Annotated in this window: 20 protein-coding genes and 1 tRNA gene; 15 read left to right on the top strand and 6 right to left on the bottom strand. The window is 36.9% G+C overall.

All coding sequences use genetic code 11. The features are described 5' to 3' along the window. The first annotated feature begins 12 nt into the window (after nucleotides 1-12). From CRO15_RS03250 to CRO15_RS03240, 3 genes are all read left to right on the top strand, one after another. Entirely contained in the window at nucleotides 13-963 is a 951-nt protein-coding gene (locus tag CRO15_RS03250) for a PorP/SprF family type IX secretion system membrane protein (RefSeq protein ID WP_243396889.1), read from the top strand. Between the two features lie 39 nt (nucleotides 964-1,002). Further along, nucleotides 1,003-1,365, top strand: coding sequence for a dihydroneopterin aldolase (gene folB / locus CRO15_RS03245; protein ID WP_097044337.1), 363 nt, complete (start codon nucleotides 1,003-1,005; stop codon nucleotides 1,363-1,365). 45 nt (nucleotides 1,366-1,410) lie between these two features. Then, nucleotides 1,411-1,481 (top strand) — tRNA-Cys (locus CRO15_RS03240). A gap of 34 nt (nucleotides 1,482-1,515) precedes the next feature. Here CRO15_RS03240 and CRO15_RS03235 read toward each other — a convergent pair. The 3 genes from CRO15_RS03235 to rnr are packed head-to-tail and all read right to left on the bottom strand — an operon-like array spanning nucleotide 1,516 to nucleotide 5,094. Then, nucleotides 1,516-2,175 (bottom strand): LysE family translocator, encoded by a 660-nt coding sequence (locus CRO15_RS03235; protein WP_097044336.1) that lies wholly within the window; start codon nucleotides 2,173-2,175, stop codon nucleotides 1,516-1,518. Between the two features lie 5 nt (nucleotides 2,176-2,180). Beyond that, the gene (locus CRO15_RS03230) at nucleotides 2,181-2,861 is read right to left on the bottom strand and encodes a head GIN domain-containing protein (protein ID WP_097044335.1); all 681 of its coding nucleotides are present in this window, start codon (nucleotides 2,859-2,861) and stop codon (nucleotides 2,181-2,183) included. 34 nt (nucleotides 2,862-2,895) lie between these two features. Beyond that, complete coding sequence (gene rnr / locus CRO15_RS03225; RefSeq protein ID WP_097044334.1) at nucleotides 2,896-5,094, bottom strand: ribonuclease R; 2,199 nt, start codon at nucleotides 5,092-5,094, stop codon at nucleotides 2,896-2,898. Between the two features lie 593 nt (nucleotides 5,095-5,687). Between rnr and CRO15_RS03220 the strand changes: the two genes are divergently transcribed. The 10 genes from CRO15_RS03220 (at nucleotide 5,688) to CRO15_RS03180 (ending at nucleotide 10,996) form a co-directional block, all read left to right on the top strand. Next, on the top strand, nucleotides 5,688-6,119 hold the full coding sequence (locus CRO15_RS03220; RefSeq protein WP_097044333.1) for an RpiB/LacA/LacB family sugar-phosphate isomerase: 432 nt from the start codon (nucleotides 5,688-5,690) through the stop codon (nucleotides 6,117-6,119). A gap of 12 nt (nucleotides 6,120-6,131) precedes the next feature. Further along, complete coding sequence (locus tag CRO15_RS03215) at nucleotides 6,132-7,046, top strand: cation diffusion facilitator family transporter (protein ID WP_097044332.1); 915 nt, start codon at nucleotides 6,132-6,134, stop codon at nucleotides 7,044-7,046. Next, nucleotides 7,046-7,504, top strand: coding sequence for a GNAT family N-acetyltransferase (locus CRO15_RS03210; RefSeq protein ID WP_097044331.1), 459 nt, complete (start codon nucleotides 7,046-7,048; stop codon nucleotides 7,502-7,504). The genes CRO15_RS03215 and CRO15_RS03210 overlap by 1 nt, the downstream gene beginning before the upstream one ends. Further along, entirely contained in the window at nucleotides 7,501-8,316 is an 816-nt protein-coding gene (locus CRO15_RS03205; RefSeq protein ID WP_097044330.1) for a helix-turn-helix domain-containing protein, read from the top strand. The genes CRO15_RS03210 and CRO15_RS03205 overlap by 4 nt, the downstream gene beginning before the upstream one ends. 74 nt (nucleotides 8,317-8,390) lie before the next feature. Then, the gene (locus CRO15_RS03200; protein WP_097044329.1) at nucleotides 8,391-8,864 is read left to right on the top strand and encodes a VOC family protein; all 474 of its coding nucleotides are present in this window, start codon (nucleotides 8,391-8,393) and stop codon (nucleotides 8,862-8,864) included. Between the two features lie 48 nt (nucleotides 8,865-8,912). Then, nucleotides 8,913-9,212: a HEPN domain-containing protein gene (locus CRO15_RS03195; protein ID WP_097044328.1), complete on the top strand. Its 300-nt coding sequence runs from the start codon at nucleotides 8,913-8,915 to the stop codon at nucleotides 9,210-9,212. A gap of 22 nt (nucleotides 9,213-9,234) precedes the next feature. Then, on the top strand, nucleotides 9,235-9,681 hold the full coding sequence (locus CRO15_RS03190; RefSeq protein ID WP_097044327.1) for a contact-dependent growth inhibition system immunity protein: 447 nt from the start codon (nucleotides 9,235-9,237) through the stop codon (nucleotides 9,679-9,681). A gap of 12 nt (nucleotides 9,682-9,693) precedes the next feature. Further along, entirely contained in the window at nucleotides 9,694-9,861 is a 168-nt protein-coding gene (locus tag CRO15_RS19690; RefSeq protein ID WP_165769901.1) for a hypothetical protein, read from the top strand. A gap of 20 nt (nucleotides 9,862-9,881) precedes the next feature. After that, nucleotides 9,882-10,421, top strand: a complete 540-nt coding sequence (locus tag CRO15_RS03185; RefSeq protein WP_243396888.1) for a hypothetical protein — start codon at nucleotides 9,882-9,884, stop codon at nucleotides 10,419-10,421. A gap of 149 nt (nucleotides 10,422-10,570) precedes the next feature. After that, complete coding sequence (locus CRO15_RS03180) at nucleotides 10,571-10,996, top strand: DUF6326 family protein (RefSeq protein ID WP_097044325.1); 426 nt, start codon at nucleotides 10,571-10,573, stop codon at nucleotides 10,994-10,996. A gap of 34 nt (nucleotides 10,997-11,030) precedes the next feature. On the opposite strand, the gene CRO15_RS03175 is transcribed toward CRO15_RS03180, so the two are convergent. Continuing rightward, nucleotides 11,031-11,660, bottom strand: coding sequence for a TetR/AcrR family transcriptional regulator (locus CRO15_RS03175; RefSeq protein WP_097044324.1), 630 nt, complete (start codon nucleotides 11,658-11,660; stop codon nucleotides 11,031-11,033). A gap of 59 nt (nucleotides 11,661-11,719) precedes the next feature. Between CRO15_RS03175 and CRO15_RS03170 the strand changes: the two genes are divergently transcribed. Both CRO15_RS03170 and CRO15_RS03165 read left to right on the top strand, forming a co-directional pair. Next, nucleotides 11,720-12,577: an alpha/beta fold hydrolase gene (locus CRO15_RS03170; protein WP_097044323.1), complete on the top strand. Its 858-nt coding sequence runs from the start codon at nucleotides 11,720-11,722 to the stop codon at nucleotides 12,575-12,577. Nucleotides 12,578-12,725: 148 nt separating this feature from the next. Further along, nucleotides 12,726-13,616: a leucine-rich repeat domain-containing protein gene (locus tag CRO15_RS03165; protein WP_133067193.1), complete on the top strand. Its 891-nt coding sequence runs from the start codon at nucleotides 12,726-12,728 to the stop codon at nucleotides 13,614-13,616. On the opposite strand, the gene CRO15_RS03160 is transcribed toward CRO15_RS03165, so the two are convergent. Both CRO15_RS03160 and dcm read right to left on the bottom strand, forming a co-directional pair. Next, nucleotides 13,617-14,231 (bottom strand): hypothetical protein, encoded by a 615-nt coding sequence (locus tag CRO15_RS03160; RefSeq protein ID WP_165769900.1) that lies wholly within the window; start codon nucleotides 14,229-14,231, stop codon nucleotides 13,617-13,619. Beyond that, nucleotides 14,203-15,444, bottom strand: a complete 1,242-nt coding sequence (gene dcm / locus CRO15_RS03155) for a DNA (cytosine-5-)-methyltransferase (protein ID WP_097044320.1) — start codon at nucleotides 15,442-15,444, stop codon at nucleotides 14,203-14,205. Before dcm ends, CRO15_RS03160 begins: the two co-directional genes overlap by 29 nt. Between the last annotated feature and the right edge of the window lie 7 nt (nucleotides 15,445-15,451).

Here is a 15,451-nt window from a genome sequence, read left to right as displayed (position 1 = left end):
ACCTACAACATCATGTTTAAAAAACTCTATACCTCAATATTCTTGTTCTCGCTAACCATTGGTGTTGCTGCTCAGGAGTTGACCATTCCACAGCTATCACAATATATAGCGGACAATCCCTTCTTAATGTCTCCTACCTATGCAGGAATTGGAGATCACATTAAGGTTCGTCTTAATGGGCTTACCCAGTGGGTGGGCATTGAAGATGCCCCTGATACCCAAACTTTGGCTGCCGACGCTAGGATTGGAAACAGGTCTGGAATTGGTATGCTCATGTACAACGATAGTAATGGTGAAACAAAACAAAGAGGCGCACGGGTTTCATTTGCGCACCACCTTACATTGAACAGGTACGATGATATTTTCTTATCTTTTGGTATATCCTACAACTTTAATCAGTTTAGGATTGATGTTGAGAATTTTACAGACTTTAACGGACAACGGCCCACTGATGATAAATCTACCACTAACCACAATTTTGACTTAGGTGTTCTGTACAGATACAATAAGTTTTTTATTAGTTTAAACGCTTCAAATATTTTACCCAAAAACTTAGAGCAGTTTAATCCCGTTTTTGAACCGAACACCCTAAGAAACTATTATGCTTACGCTGGTTATAGCATCTCAAAAAACAAAAACAGTAAACTTGAAGTTGAACCTTCCGCTTTTTTCCAATGGTTCGAAAGTGATGGTCGTTCCGTAACAGATCTAAATGCCAAATTCCGTTTTCACGATTTTGAAGATTATTATTATGTTGGTGTTACTTATCGTTTTTTAAATGATCAATTAGGCCAACCTCTTTACATTGCCCCAATTGCCGGATTGAAAAAAAACAACTTCTATTTTGGATATTCCTACCAGGTAATCACAAACGAAATTTTAGGATATAGTACTGGTACACATGTTTTAACTGTGGGCATGGATCTATTTCAGGGCATAAGTAATTGTAGGTGCATGTATTAATTTAGTTTAAACTACTTTTGTCCCGCTCAATGAACCAATGTGGGAATAATTAGAATAAATAATATTAGGGTACACTCCAATCATGGGTGCCTTAAGGAAGAAATGCTTATTGGCAGTGATTATCGTGTAGACATTGAAGTCCATGCCAACCTTTCCAAACCTGCCCAATCTGACAAGCTCAACGAAACTGTGGATTATGTTCATTTGAACAAAATTGTGTTGGAAGAAATGGCTGTACGCTCTAATCTTTTAGAGCATGTTGCCAAAAGAATTATTAATCGTATTTTCTTGGAATTGTCCACTGTAGATAAAGCACAAGTGGAGGTTTCAAAAATTAATCCCCCCATTGGTGGCGATGTAGAAAATGTTACTGTAATTTTAAAGGTCGAAAGACCAAAATAGCTCTTTGAATAAGTTAAAAAAGTACTACCTTTGCACCACTAAAACGGCATCGTGGCCGAGTGGCTAGGCACAGCTCTGCAAAAGCTTGTACAGCGGTTCGAATCCGCTCGATGCCTCTAAAAAAACCCGATATTGTATTATCGGGTTTTTTTATTCGCTAATTCTTTCTATTCCTTGTTTAATGTTGAATTTTTCCTTTGGTAGGAAACCTTTGGTGATAAGGACTATTGCACATACTATCAATACAATGCCAAGTCCTTTTTTTATCATTATAATTCGTTCTTTGGTCAAGTAACGCTTTAATTGTTTGGCCAATATAATTTTAAACAAATCTGTAATAAAATAGACCACAATTACCGAGCTAAAGAAAAGTAATATTCTATTAGGGTTGTTGTCCAGACTAGGTCCTACAATAACAATAAGCCCAAGCCAAAAGGCAAGTACCCCAATATTGATGAAATTCAATAAAAAACCTTTTACCATCAAACCCAAGTATGTTCCTTTTGAAGCCTTTAAACTTGCCTTTTTTGTGTCTTTTTTTACAAAAATTACAATTCCATACACCAACAAAATCATTCCACCAAAAACAAACAGACCCGGCTGATTACTTAAGTTTTCCAACAGTTGAAAACTACTGAAATATGCTATGACCAAAAAAACAATATCCGCAATAATAACCCCAACATTAAAGCTAACCCCGGCCCTAAAACCCTTGGTAGCACTGGTTTCCAATAAAACAAAGAAAACCGGACCTATCATAAAACTCAATAAAAAACCTAAAGGTGCCGCTGCTTGAATGTCCTCTAACATATTTTTTACTCCATTCTTTTTATTTTACCCCCAAACACTTTCTTTTCATCCATTTTTTGTGGATCTCCATAGACCAACACTTCCCCTCCAGCCTTTACATTGGCCTTTACATAATTGGTTGCGTATATTTCCGCATTTCCACCTGCATTCACCGTGATCGTAGTAAACTTGGTCTTAAAACCTTTCCCTTTGTAATAACCTCCTGTATTAATAATAATATCTTGATTATCTGAAAATCCTATGGTTTCAATTTCTCCACCAGTAACTGCTTTAATTAAAAGTTGTTCTGTTTGACAATTTACTTTCAATTCTCCACCTTCTTGCGCTTTGAGTTCCAGTACATTTTGAACAAACTGTTCTTCAGATGCTATTCTTGCATCTTCATTTACGTCCAAAACTTTCAACTCCTCCGAGCAATATAAATCTATAAATGTTCTATATCCGCTGAAAATCTTATCAATTTCCATTCTAAGTTTTAATACACCATCGTTGTTAACAATAGCCACTTTTCTAGTGTTTGCTCCAGTAATTACTGCTTTGTTTACATCTGATTTTATAAGGTTGATGGAAAGTCCGTCAAAACCTTTAACTTCGGTAAACTTGCGAAGTTCTTGTGTAATTTTCTCATCCTGCGCATGCACTGCCTGAAAGGCAAGAAACAACATCAAAATCTTTACGGTTTTCATAATTCAAAATTTGGTTCACAATAGTGCACAAATTTTATTCCAAAGTAACATTCTCCCTTTTACCAAGCAATGAAAAATCAAGATGGCGTTTTATCAAATCTGTATTCTTTACCATCACATATACTTCATCACCTAGTTGGTACATACGTTTTCTACGCTCTCCCACAATGGCAAATTGTCGTTCATCAAACACATAATAATCATCCTTAATATCACGAATTCTAACCATTCCCTCACATTTGTTTTCAATAATTTCAACATAAATGCCCCATTCGGTAACCCCAGAAATCACTCCTAAAAACTTTTGATCCTTATGGTCTTCCATAAACTTTATCTGCATGTACTTTACCGAATCTCTTTCCGCATTCGCCGCCAATAGTTCCATATCCGAAGAATGCTTGCATTTTTCTTCATAAACAGGAGCTTTTGGTTGCTTTCCACCATCTAAATAATGTTGCAACAAACGATGCACCATCACATCCGGATATCTACGGATAGGAGACGTAAAGTGGGAATAATATTCAAAGCCCAATCCGTAGTGTCCAATATTTTCCGTGGTATAGATAGCCTTGCTCATACTTCGTATGGTCAAGGTATCCACAAGATTCTGCTCTTTCTTGCCCTTAACATCTTGCAGTAACTTATTTAAAGAGGAATTAAGTCCTTTTTTGTCCTTTAGGTTAATACTGTGTCCAAACCGGGAAATAACTCCATTCAAGGCCATTAATTTTTCCTCATCCGGCTCATCATGAATACGATAGACAAAGGTCTTTTTTTGTTTGCCTATAAATTCGGCAACCTTTTTATTGGCCAAGAGCATAAACTCTTCAATAAGTTTATTGGCATCTTTTGCTTCTTTAAAATAAACACCTTCTGGTTCATTTTTATCATTAAGATTGAACCTTACCTCAATTTTATCAAAAGAAATAGCTCCATCATCCATGCGTTGCTTTCGCATAATTTTGGCAAGTTTATCAAAAGTCAGTGTAGCTTCCACTATATCATGTGAAACCGTATAACTACCTCCCCTAATTGAAATTTCCTTTGGAATTGTAGCTTCTCCTGTTTCAATAATATGTTGTGCTTCTTCATACGCAAAACGCTCATTGGAATTAATAGCAGTTCTTCCAAACCATTGGTTGATTAGGTTGGCTTTTTCATCCATCTCAAAAATGGCGGAGAACGTATATTTTTCTTCATTGGGTCTTAGCGAACAGGCATTGTTGGATAGAACCTCAGGCAGCATAGGCACCACTCTATCCACCAAATAAACCGAAGTAGCCCTTTCATAAGCCTCATCTTCCAAAATGGTATCAGGTTGCACATAATGCGAAACATCGGCAATATGGATACCAATTTCATAATTACCATTTTCCAATTTCTGAAACGACAGTGCATCATCAAAATCCTTGGCATCCTTTGGATCTATGGTAAAGGTCAAAACCTCTCTCATATCCCTTCTTTTGGCAATCTCAGATTCCTTTATCGAGGTGTCCAAAGTTTGTGCAAACTGCTCCACTTCATATGGGAATTCATGGGGAAGACCATATTCCGCCAAAATGGAATGTATCTCCGTATCATGCTCACCTGGTTTTCCAAGAATTTGGGTAACTTCTCCATAAGGTGAATCAGCATCTGCTGGCCAATCTCCCAAATTCACCAATACTTTATCACCGTTTTCGGCCTTTTTCAGCTTTTCCAACGGAACAAAAATGTCCGTATACATTTTTGGGTCAGATGGTCTTATAAAAGCAAAGGTCTTTTGCTTGTCCACAATACCTACATACGAGTTCTTTTTACGTTCCAAAACCTTAGATATTTCACCTTCTGGTTTTTTGCCCTTACGTCTGGGTTTCAAAAAAACCTCAACCATATCTCCATGAAAAGCTTTGTTCAAACGATTGTAGGGTACAAAGATGTCATTATCCATATCCTCTACCACTATATAGGCATTTCCACTTGTGGTCAAATCAACTTTTCCGGTAAAGTAAGTATACAATGAAGGTTTCTTCTGGTATTTACCTCTATCTGCCTCTACAATTCTGTCACTTGCCTTAAGCTGCCCCAACCGCTTTATCAAATCATTGCGGTCTTTTGTTTCAGTAATACCAAGTTTTGAAGCTATTTGTTTATAGTTAAAACTTTTGGATGGTTCTTTTTCCAGTACTGTGAAAATGCCTTTTGTAATTTCATTCTTCCGCTGACTACTCGCTCTCTTCTTCTTTTTTGACATTTACATTTTAATTTTTTGAAAATTACAAATTATAATCCGTGACAAAGCCTCCATTGAACAGTAATCATTAAAAAGAACAAGTTTTATCAACAATAATTAATATTCCACTTTTTTTTCTTTTTTAAAATTTATAAAAATGATGATTATGATGGGATGTTGATATGTGGTATAATTTTATGAAGAAAAACTTGACTTGAACAGAAAGATATTTTTGTTCACATTTTTTAAATTGAAAATGGAATTAAAAATCAAGATGTTAGATTATTTATAAACCATTTTTGATAAGTATTTTCAACAAGTTTTTATTGAAAACTAATTATGGATTTAATGTTAATTACGGACACTTTTTGTTTCTTAACTGTTGATTAAATTTTAATTGAATATTGTGTGATTGTAATGAAATTATATGTATTAAGATTGTTTTTTAGAAAACCAAAATTTAGTTTCCTGTTTTTTTCAGCAAAAGATCAACAATTATGAATAATTTGTAAATAACTGAAAATTAAATAACTGCAATTTTTTACTGATTATTATCAACACTGTTGCGTGAAAAGAATTGTACCTTTGTATAACGCTATACCTAAACAAATATTATGAAAATTGCAATAGGAAATGACCACGCCGGAACCGACTACAAATTGGCAATTATTGGTCTTTTAAAATCCAAAAATATAGAAGTTATAAATCATGGTACCGATGGTACTGATAGTGTTGATTATCCTGATTTTGTACATCCCGTTGCAAAAGATGTAGAAGAAGGCAATGTAGATATGGGAATTGTTATCTGCGGAAGTGGAAATGGTGCCAACATGACTATAAACAAGCATCAAAAAGTAAGGGGAGCACTATGTTGGACCAAAGAAATAACTGCATTGGCCAGAGAACATAATGATGCAAATATTTTAAGTCTTCCAGCTCGTTTTGTTGCTCTGCCTCAGGCTTTGGAAATGGTAGAAACTTTCCTGGATACCAAATTTGAAGGCGGACGTCATGAAAGACGGGTAGAAAAAATTTCCTGCAGATAAACCGTATAATATATGGGACACCATCATCATGGCCATTCTCACTCACATAACGATTTAAAAGGGAGAAACCTACTCATATCCATTGTCCTTAACATTGTTATTACCATTTCGCAGGTAATAGGTGGTATAATTTCCGGAAGTCTTGCCCTGTTGTCTGATGCACTCCATAATTTTAGTGATGTTCTTTCCCTTATAATAAGTTACGTTGCTACGTTATTGGGAAAAAAGAAGGCATCAACCCTTAAAACCTTTGGTTATAAAAGGGCAGAGATTTTGGCTGCCTTCATCAATGCAGCAACTTTGGTCGTTGTTGCGATCATTTTGATGATAGAGGCTGTGGAGCGTTTTTTTGAGCCCCAAGAAATAGAATCCAACCTTGTTATTTGGTTGGCATTGATAGCCATTTTAGGTAATGGTTTCAGTGTGCTGTTGTTGAAAAAGGACTCAAAGGATAACATGAACATGAAATCTGCCTATTTGCATTTGTTAACAGATATGATGGCCTCTGTAGCAGTTTTGATAGGTGGTCTGTTGATGAAGTATTTTCAAATTTATTGGGTAGATGCTGCCCTGACCATGGCAATCGGAGTATATCTGATCTACATGGGATATGATTTACTGAAGGAATCAACCAAGGTGTTGATGCTCTTCACGCCAAAATCCATTGAAGTAAAAAAGATTGTGGAGTCCATTTGTACGTTGGAACCCATTAAAAATGTACACCATGTACATATTTGGCAATTGAACGAAGAGGAAATCCATATGGAGGCGCATATTGATTTTAAAGAGGACATTAAACTATCTGAGTTTGATAAGATTTTGGTGGATATTGAAGAACATGTGTATCACAAACATGGAATCAACCATGTGAACATTCAACCTGAGTTTGATAAATGTGATTCCAAAAGCGTAATTGTTCAAGATTGATGAAGATTATAACAAAAACATTCCAAGAATTAACAACCACAGAACTGTACCAAATTTTGCAGTTGCGAAGTGAGGTTTTTGTGGTAGAGCAGGATTGCGTATATCAAGATATTGATGGCAAAGACGAAAAAGCTTTGCACGTTATGGGCACTAAAAAAGGTGTAATTGTGGCCTATACGCGAATGTTCAGACCTGGCGATTATTTTAAGAACCCAAGCATTGGAAGGGTAGTGGTTGCCAAAGAAGAACGAAAATATGGTTATGGAAAAGTAATTATGCAAGCTTCTATTGATGAAATGAGCAAAAGATTCCCTAAAAACACCATAGAACTTTCCGCCCAAACCTATTTATTAAAATTTTACAACGGATTGGGTTTTGTTGCTCAAGGCGAAGAATATTTGGAAGACGGTATTCCCCATGTTAGGATGGTGAAAAAAATAGAAAAGCCTGCCTCATGAACTACCAAACCTATCAACCCCATCCAGATTTAGAATCGTTGGTCAGTTGTTATTGGTCGTTGGAAGTGCCAGCTTCTGATAACCCGCAACAGCAACGGATCATCCCAGACGGGAAGATTGAAATGGTATTTATCTTCGGGGATGACATCAAACGCTATACCACCGACAATAATTTTATACTACAGCCCCGGGCATTTGTATTGGGACAGATTTTGGAGCCTTTTTGCGTTGAGCCCACAGGGTATGTCAACTCCTTTTCCATCAGTTTTTATCCGTTTGGCTTTGCCAATTTTATGGAAGAGCCCATTAAAATCTTGGCGAACAAAGAAACACCCATTGAAAAGCTGTTTGGGAAAGACGTTGCCGAAAAACTGGAACACGAGATGGTCTGGGCAAAAGATACGCAAGTACGCATTGCAATCGCTGAAAAATTCCTTCTCAACAGACTCAGTGAAGCGTCTACTGTGGATTCCATTGTAAAATCTACTGTGGAAACGCTGTTGGCCACCAAAGGAAATACATCAATAAGCAATATTGTTAAAGACGACCCTTCTAAAAGACGACAATTGGAGCGAAAATTCTCGAAACAGATAGGTATTAGCCCCAAACAGTTGGGCAAGGTCATCCGATTGCAGAGTGCGTTAAAAATGTTGTTGAGTGAAGAAGGCGACAACCTCACCAAGATCGCTTACAAAAGTGAGTACTACGATCAGGCGCATTTTATTAAAGATTTTAGGGAGTTTACAGGTATTAGCCCAAAGGAATTTTTAGGGCATGAAAACATGGAGCTCTCTTCCGCTTTCTATAAATAGACCCAGCTGTCGCATTTTTACAATTTCACGGCCTAAGGGCACTATACTTTTATACCTCGTTTTAACCAAAAAACATGAAAAGATTACTATTTGGTCTATCCGTGGGCCTGCTCATTTTTGGGCCTGCTGCTTGCCAGAACAAACCAAAACCTGATTCAGAAACCAAAAAAACAACTTTTATGAAAAGTTATGTATCCATTTTTGAAATTCCGGCCACGGACATTACACGGGCCATTGATTTTTACCAAGCCATTTTAAACATCAGCATAGAGAAAATGGAATTCCCCGGAATGGAAATGGGCCTTTTGCCCTTTGAAGACCAGATGGTGACCGGGGTGATTATGAAAGGGGAAGGGTATGAGCCTTCGGCAGTAGGAATTACTATCTACCTAAATGGGGGCAACGACCTTCAACATGTTTTGGACAAAGTTGAAGGCAGTGGAGGAAAAATCCTAATACCCAAAACACCACATGCTGATGAGGTTGGTTTTTTTGCACTCTTTTTAGATTCCGAAGGCAATAAAATGGGATTGCATTCTCCAAATTGAATAGTCTACATGTATTAAAAGGATTTAATAATTCCTTACTTTGCGTTTGTGAACCATTTGCCCAAATTCAAACAAGAAGAATTACAACTGCGCACTTCACGAGTTGAATCTTTTAAAGAGGCGGAAATGTGCGACCAACGCTTTGCCGTTTTCCCCAAGATTACAGATGAAGAAAAACACCTTTTTGAACTCCTAAAACGAGCCTATATTGATGCCCGTTACAAAATGGATGAATACACCATCACCAAAGGTGAACTGGAGTATTTGGCGGAGCGAGTAAATGAGTTGAAGCGGCTTACGGAGAAGATTTGTAAGGCTAAGATTGGGGAGATAGGAACGAGGCATTAATAAGTTGTTCAATACTTTAGAAATGGCAAAGGCGAAAACTAAATCTGAAAATAACTGGCTTTTAAAATCCTTAGAAAGCCTAGAAAAAGAATATTGGGGAGAAATTCCTAAAGATGAAAGCTATTTAATTACCACCTGTCATCAATTGAGAAAAAAACAATTGAAAGAGTTTGACACAGAGGATTTAAGAATTATGATTGGCCAAGATATTGGGCTGAAATACTTGATTCCGTTAGCCTTCAAAACATTGGAAAAAGATATTTTGGCAGAGGGAGATTTTTATGAAGGCGACCTATTAAAGGCTGTTCTTACGAGCAATTCCGCTTATTGGAAAAAAGAAACAGAATATTGGGCTTTAATGTGTGAGCTTTTCAATAATAAAATATCTGAAATTGAAAAAGAAGCTGCCGAGTATGATACTGGAAGAAAGATATTGGAAGCATACGAAGAATTCAAAAAAATAAATTGAGAACAAACCGCTATGGGAAAACCAGAAACATATAAAATGTTGGGAGTTTATACAGAGAAGTTTGAAAACGCGGAAAACACACTACAAATTTTTAACCGACCAGAATTAGAAGTTGAATATGTAGAGTACTTTTATGGGTGTGCCACTGGAGTTAAAGGAAGAAAAAGAACACCATTATGACCAAACCAAAAACTTTATGCTTGCTAGGACTGTTATTTTTTGTGATCAGTTATGTTTTTTTCTCTCAAGGCTCGTTGAGCCAGCAAGAACATATAGATCTAGCGCATTGGTTTAACCTAATTGGGGCGGTATTGTTGATCAATTTTAATAATGTATTTCCAAAAAACAAGCTTAATTCCATTGCATCCGTTTTAACAGTAATAGGGGTTATTGCCCATATTGGATTGTGTACCATAGATTTTATCATGTGGAGTTTTGGAGATGATAATGCTGGAAGAAACGCGTTAAGTGAGCAAATAAGCAACACACCATTAATTTTAGTTCCATTTGTAACGGTTGGCCCTTCTTTCCTTTTTGTTGGGCTGGCGGCCCATGCACTAAACTTTATAAAAAGTAATACGTTGAGTGCCCTTATGGTTATTCTGGGAGGCCCCTTTGTTGGCATTTCATATTTTGTTTGGGACAGCGGAATTATAATGTTGATCAGTTGTATGGTCTTTGCAACGGGCTTAGCATTGCTTTTGTATAGAAAAGAGGAAAAAGCGCTACATAATAAATAGGCGCAACCCCAACTTCATTTTTGTAGCACGCAAGGTCAAGATTGTTCGTCAATGAACATAAAAGCTACACCCTGGGCAACCATTTACAATCATTTAACTTCTATAAAAGTAGGGAGCACCTGAAAATGAACCAATAAAACCATATGAATATGCTGGAAAATCCAAAAGTCAATATCAAAATAAAGCTTTCAGCTTTATGGGCCTCGGCAACCTTTTGTTATTTATATGGAGACTATTTTGAGCTGTATACACCAGATAAAGTGAACAGTTTGATCACTGGGGAAAACGTTTTGGATAGTCCAACCAAATTGCTGGTCGCATCAATAATTTTGGCAATACCTTCTGTAATGGTTGCAGCATCAATTATTCTTAAACCAAAACTAAATAGAGTTCTTAATATCGTATTTGGAATATTGTTCACCTTGATGATGGTCTTGATAGGGGTCAGTTCAATAACTGAATGGTATGGCTTTTATGTATTTCTGGCTTTTTTAGAAAGCAGTATCACTTTTCTAATTGTTTGGTATGCTTGGAAATGGCCAAAAGAAAAAGTGTTGAAAAGCAAAAATGCATAATCGAAATAAGAACAGGGAAGGCTATATGAGGCCGTTACCTAAAATAATCTGGCAGCAGCTTCTTGTATTCTTTTTTGCCTAATTCCGTAAGGTATGGGTAAAGCATGGACAATAAGTTGTTGGCCTGCTTATCTATATAAGTTGCGTTAATCTTTTTGGTGTACAAAAAAGTATTGTACAGCCAGGTATTGCCAAAACTAACCATCCGTTCAGCTAAAAATTGACTTTCCAAAGGCCATTCAAAATTTCTAAGCAGCCCTTTTTCTGTCAAAAAATTCAATAAAAATAGGCTGCCGTTAATTCTATTTTGATAGGCTCTGTCAAAATGGGTTTTTACTTTCTTGTTCAACCTCAACAAGTTGTAGAGATCGGTCCAAAAAAAGCAATAATCCACCATTCGTTGCATACTGGTTTGGATGTCATTTTTTACTATTTCCAGGGTAAAATCCTTTTGGCCCAATGTGTTTATCCTTTCGTCAAATTCGGCAACCATTTCAAAATACAGCGCCTCTAAAATATCCTCTCGCTTTTTATAGTGGTAATTGAGATTTCCAGAACTCATCTTTAATTCCAGCGCAATCATTCTAATGGTAACATTACTATAGCCCTGTTCGTTAAACAACTGTCTCGAAACGTTCAATATTCTCTTTTTTGTACTTTCCATTAGTAAACTTGTCCTAGGAATAAACTTTTTAGTAAATTTGTCCTAAAATTAAATAAAAAATGACTTCGCTCTATAGATCGGAACAAGGAAAAAAGGCTATCCTACACTTGTACGATGAAAAATTGGAATCCCTGAGCATTGAATATCAATACAAAATAGTGGATACAAGTTTTGGAAAAACCAATGTCATTGTAACCGGAGAACCAAGCAATCCGCCATTGTTCATAATACATGGCTCTAATGGCTGCGCTCCCATTAGTTTGGAAACATATCCCAATTTATCCACTCAATTTCAAGTTTTTGCCGTTGATGTTCTTGCGCAACCCAACAAAAGTGCCGAGATAAGATTGAGCATGAAAGATGATTCCTATGGAAAATGGATGAATGAGATAATAGTATCATTAAAATTGGATAAGGTAACCCTCGTGGGATTTTCTTTTGGAGGATTGGCAATCTTGAAGACACTGATCAATAATGAAAGCAAGATTAAGGAGGTTTATTTATCTGCCCCAGCATATATCGTAAACGGAAATCCATTGAAAGCCCTGTTCAAAGTATTTATTCCTATGAAGTGGTTTATACGAACTAAAAAGATAAAGTTTCTGGAGAAATTCCTTGATGAGATTTTTACCGAGAAGGATGAATTTGCCGTAAAATATCTTTCACAAGTGTTCTTGCATTTCAATATGGATTTTACGCCTGTTCCGATAATCAGTAAAACCGAAGCACAGAAAATAACAACACCCATAACCTTGATTGCAGCAAAAAAAGACATAATGTTCCCAGGTGAAAAAATGCTCAAAAGGGCATCAAAGATTTTTACATCGCTAAAAAGAACCGTGTTGCTTGAAGATTCCAAGCACGTTCTAAACAGTATGGATAACGCCAAAATAGAAGAATTGATACTTACAAAATGACACACGTAACGAGGTATTTGCAAGAAACACAAGCCACTCCATACCACCGACAATAATTTAACAGAACACTAAGGAAAAATATCTGAAATGTTATTGTAACAATTTTACTTTTACCTCTTCTTATATCATCAAATCAAAAAACGCAAAAATGAAATTTAGCCCCCTAGCCTTTATTATGGCCTTGTTTGTCATGGTATCATGTTCCAGTGACAATGACGATTCACAAAATGACCTTTATGTAAACATTCCCGACCAACATTTTGAAACTATGCTTATTGATCAAGGCATAGATTCGGACGGTATGGTAAACCAGCGAATGTTAAAAACAGATGCCGAGGGAATAACGGTGTTGGATGTAAGCTTTTCAGGAAAAGGAACCATTAAGGACCTAACGGGAATTGAAGGCTTTGTCAATTTAAAACAGTTATCGGTAATTCAACATGAGTTGGAGCAGATAGATTTGTCTTCAAACACACAACTGGATACCTTATATTTAATGGGAAACTATCTTAAAAGTATAGATGTTAGCAACAACCCAAATTTAATTCTATTGGACCTTAAGGTCAATTCACTTAGCTCGATCACGGGTCTGCCAGAAGCAAAGCAATTGAAAGATCTAAGATTATCTTTTAACTCGTTTAAGGAAATCAGTATTAACAACCCTTCTTTAGAGAATTTGCTTATGAGCCATAACGAGCTAACAACTTTTAATGTTGAAGGTGCTGTAAACCTCAAAAACATTTTGCTGAGACTTAACAAAATAACGGAGCTTGATTTTAGCTCAAACGCAGCGCTTGAAAATGTATTTGTTGACAACAACAAATTGGAAACCATCAACTTTGGCACAAAGGTGAATTATAAATACCTAAACCTTCATAACAATTTACTGTCCCAGCTAGATGTGAGCAGTTATAAAGAGCTTGTAAAAATCACCATTAACAATAACCCCGATTTAAGCTGTGTCAAAATTGAAGCAGGTCAAGAAATACCGACCATTGAAAAATCTGAGAATCAGGAGTTCAGTTCAGCTTGTGAATAGTTAGACCAAACGTTTGGCTATACCAACTTTACACAAAAACGCCAATTTTAAAATTAAGTTTACCGGATTTTCAGCTTTGTTTTTTCTGGAAAAGAACAAATAGCCTTCCGTTTTTGGATTAATTTTATCTAGAACCAATTTTCCATGTAAACCTTTATTGCTAGAGGTAATATCTTTTAAGAATGATTGGGTGAGGCCTCGCTTTTCTAAAAACGACAAGAGCTTCTTTCTATTCACGAAGGTGATGTTACAGGAGGTGTACTTTTCATCTTCATCAGAAAAAATACTGGTGATCAGGGCATAAAAATGAGTGTTCTTTGCCTGATCAAAAAGCCAACCAGGCTTTTCAATACCGTTTTTTAGATAGCAAAGTTCAAAAGCAAAAGTAGGGAGGGTTTCATTTACGTAGTCCAACTGTGCTTTTTCATCCACATAGAAGGTTTGTAGGCTTGTTTTGTGTTGTAGAACAAGGTCAATGCCCATGAGTTGTTCTTTCATGCTGCGAACACGTTCAAAGTGGCAAGACCGCAAATGTTTTTGATAGTAGGAATCCAATAAGGCAGATAGGCGCTTTTCTTTGGCCAAGTCAGATTTGAAGTTGCTTTTCAAGAGCATCAATTTTGCGGAACAGGGCATGACCTAGTTGTTCCACTACACCCACAACCAGTGCATTGCCCATAAAAAAGGCTCTTTTGGTGTTGGATATGCCATCCAACTTGGTGTGATTTTCGGGAAACATGTTCAACCGTTCCAATTCAACAGGAGAAAGTCTTCGCAGCCCTGTAGAGGTTTGGACCACGTGCTTAAACCGGGAAGGGGATTTGCCCCCCTCGCCAGTTATGATTGTTCTGGAAGGTTGATCAAGTGCATCAGGGAAAACCATGCTCCCCTCGCTATAATTATATTCAAAACCAGTTTTGGTCTTGCGTATTTCTTTTTTTGCCCCTTTAAGGTATTCCCATTTTGGAATATCGGCTTCGGGAATGTAAAACTCAGATGCGGAAACGTCTTCTAAAATATCTGAAAGAAGCTTGTGGGTCCCATTATAGTCAGTAACCGTTTTTAGGGTATGTACTTCATTTTCAATACAGATTCCCGAGTTAAGGAAAGGAGAAAGCGCTTTCTCCAAATTGAACGAATTGGAAAGAGAAACCAAATCTTTTTCTAAAGAAAAAGAAGTGATGGCTCCCTGCTTTTTAACTGGGAAAGCGGAAGCAACAGTACCCTGCTCCAAAATCCATTTTGTGGGTGAAGTTTCTTGGAGCGTTTTGTAAATTTCAGTGGATTTGTGGTATCCCAGAAAAAAAACGCGCCTTCGGCGCTGGGGCATTCCGTACTCTGCAGCATTTATTACACGCCACTCAACGGCATAGTCCAAGTCGTTCAGACTTTTTAACATTACTGCAAAATCTCTTCCTCTTTGAGTAGAAGGTGATTTCAGCAATCGATCTACATTTTCAAAAAAAAGATATTTTGGTTTTACTTCTTTTTCAGAAAGAATACGGTGTATGGACCACCACAAAACGCCTTTTTTACCAATAAGTCCTTTGGAATTTTTTAGCGTGGTGGCCACGGAATAATCCTGACAGGGAAATCCACCAACCATTAGATCATGGTCTGGAATTTCTGAAGTGGGCACCTCTTCAAGGTTGGTGTTGGAATGGTTTTCTGGCCCAAATCGGGCTTCATAGACCATAGAAGCATGTTGTGTTTTGGTAGCAGGTTCCCATTGGTTGCTCCAGACCACATCATAATTGTTGGTCTTTTCCAACCCCAATCGAAAGCCGCCCACACCGGCAAAAAGTTCACAAACCTTAAGTTTTTGCATGTTCAAA

Source organism: Flagellimonas pacifica, from assembly GCF_900215465.1.
GTDB lineage: Bacteria > Bacteroidota > Bacteroidia > Flavobacteriales > Flavobacteriaceae > Flagellimonas > Flagellimonas pacifica.
This window is presented reverse-complemented; position numbering and strand designations above follow the sequence as displayed.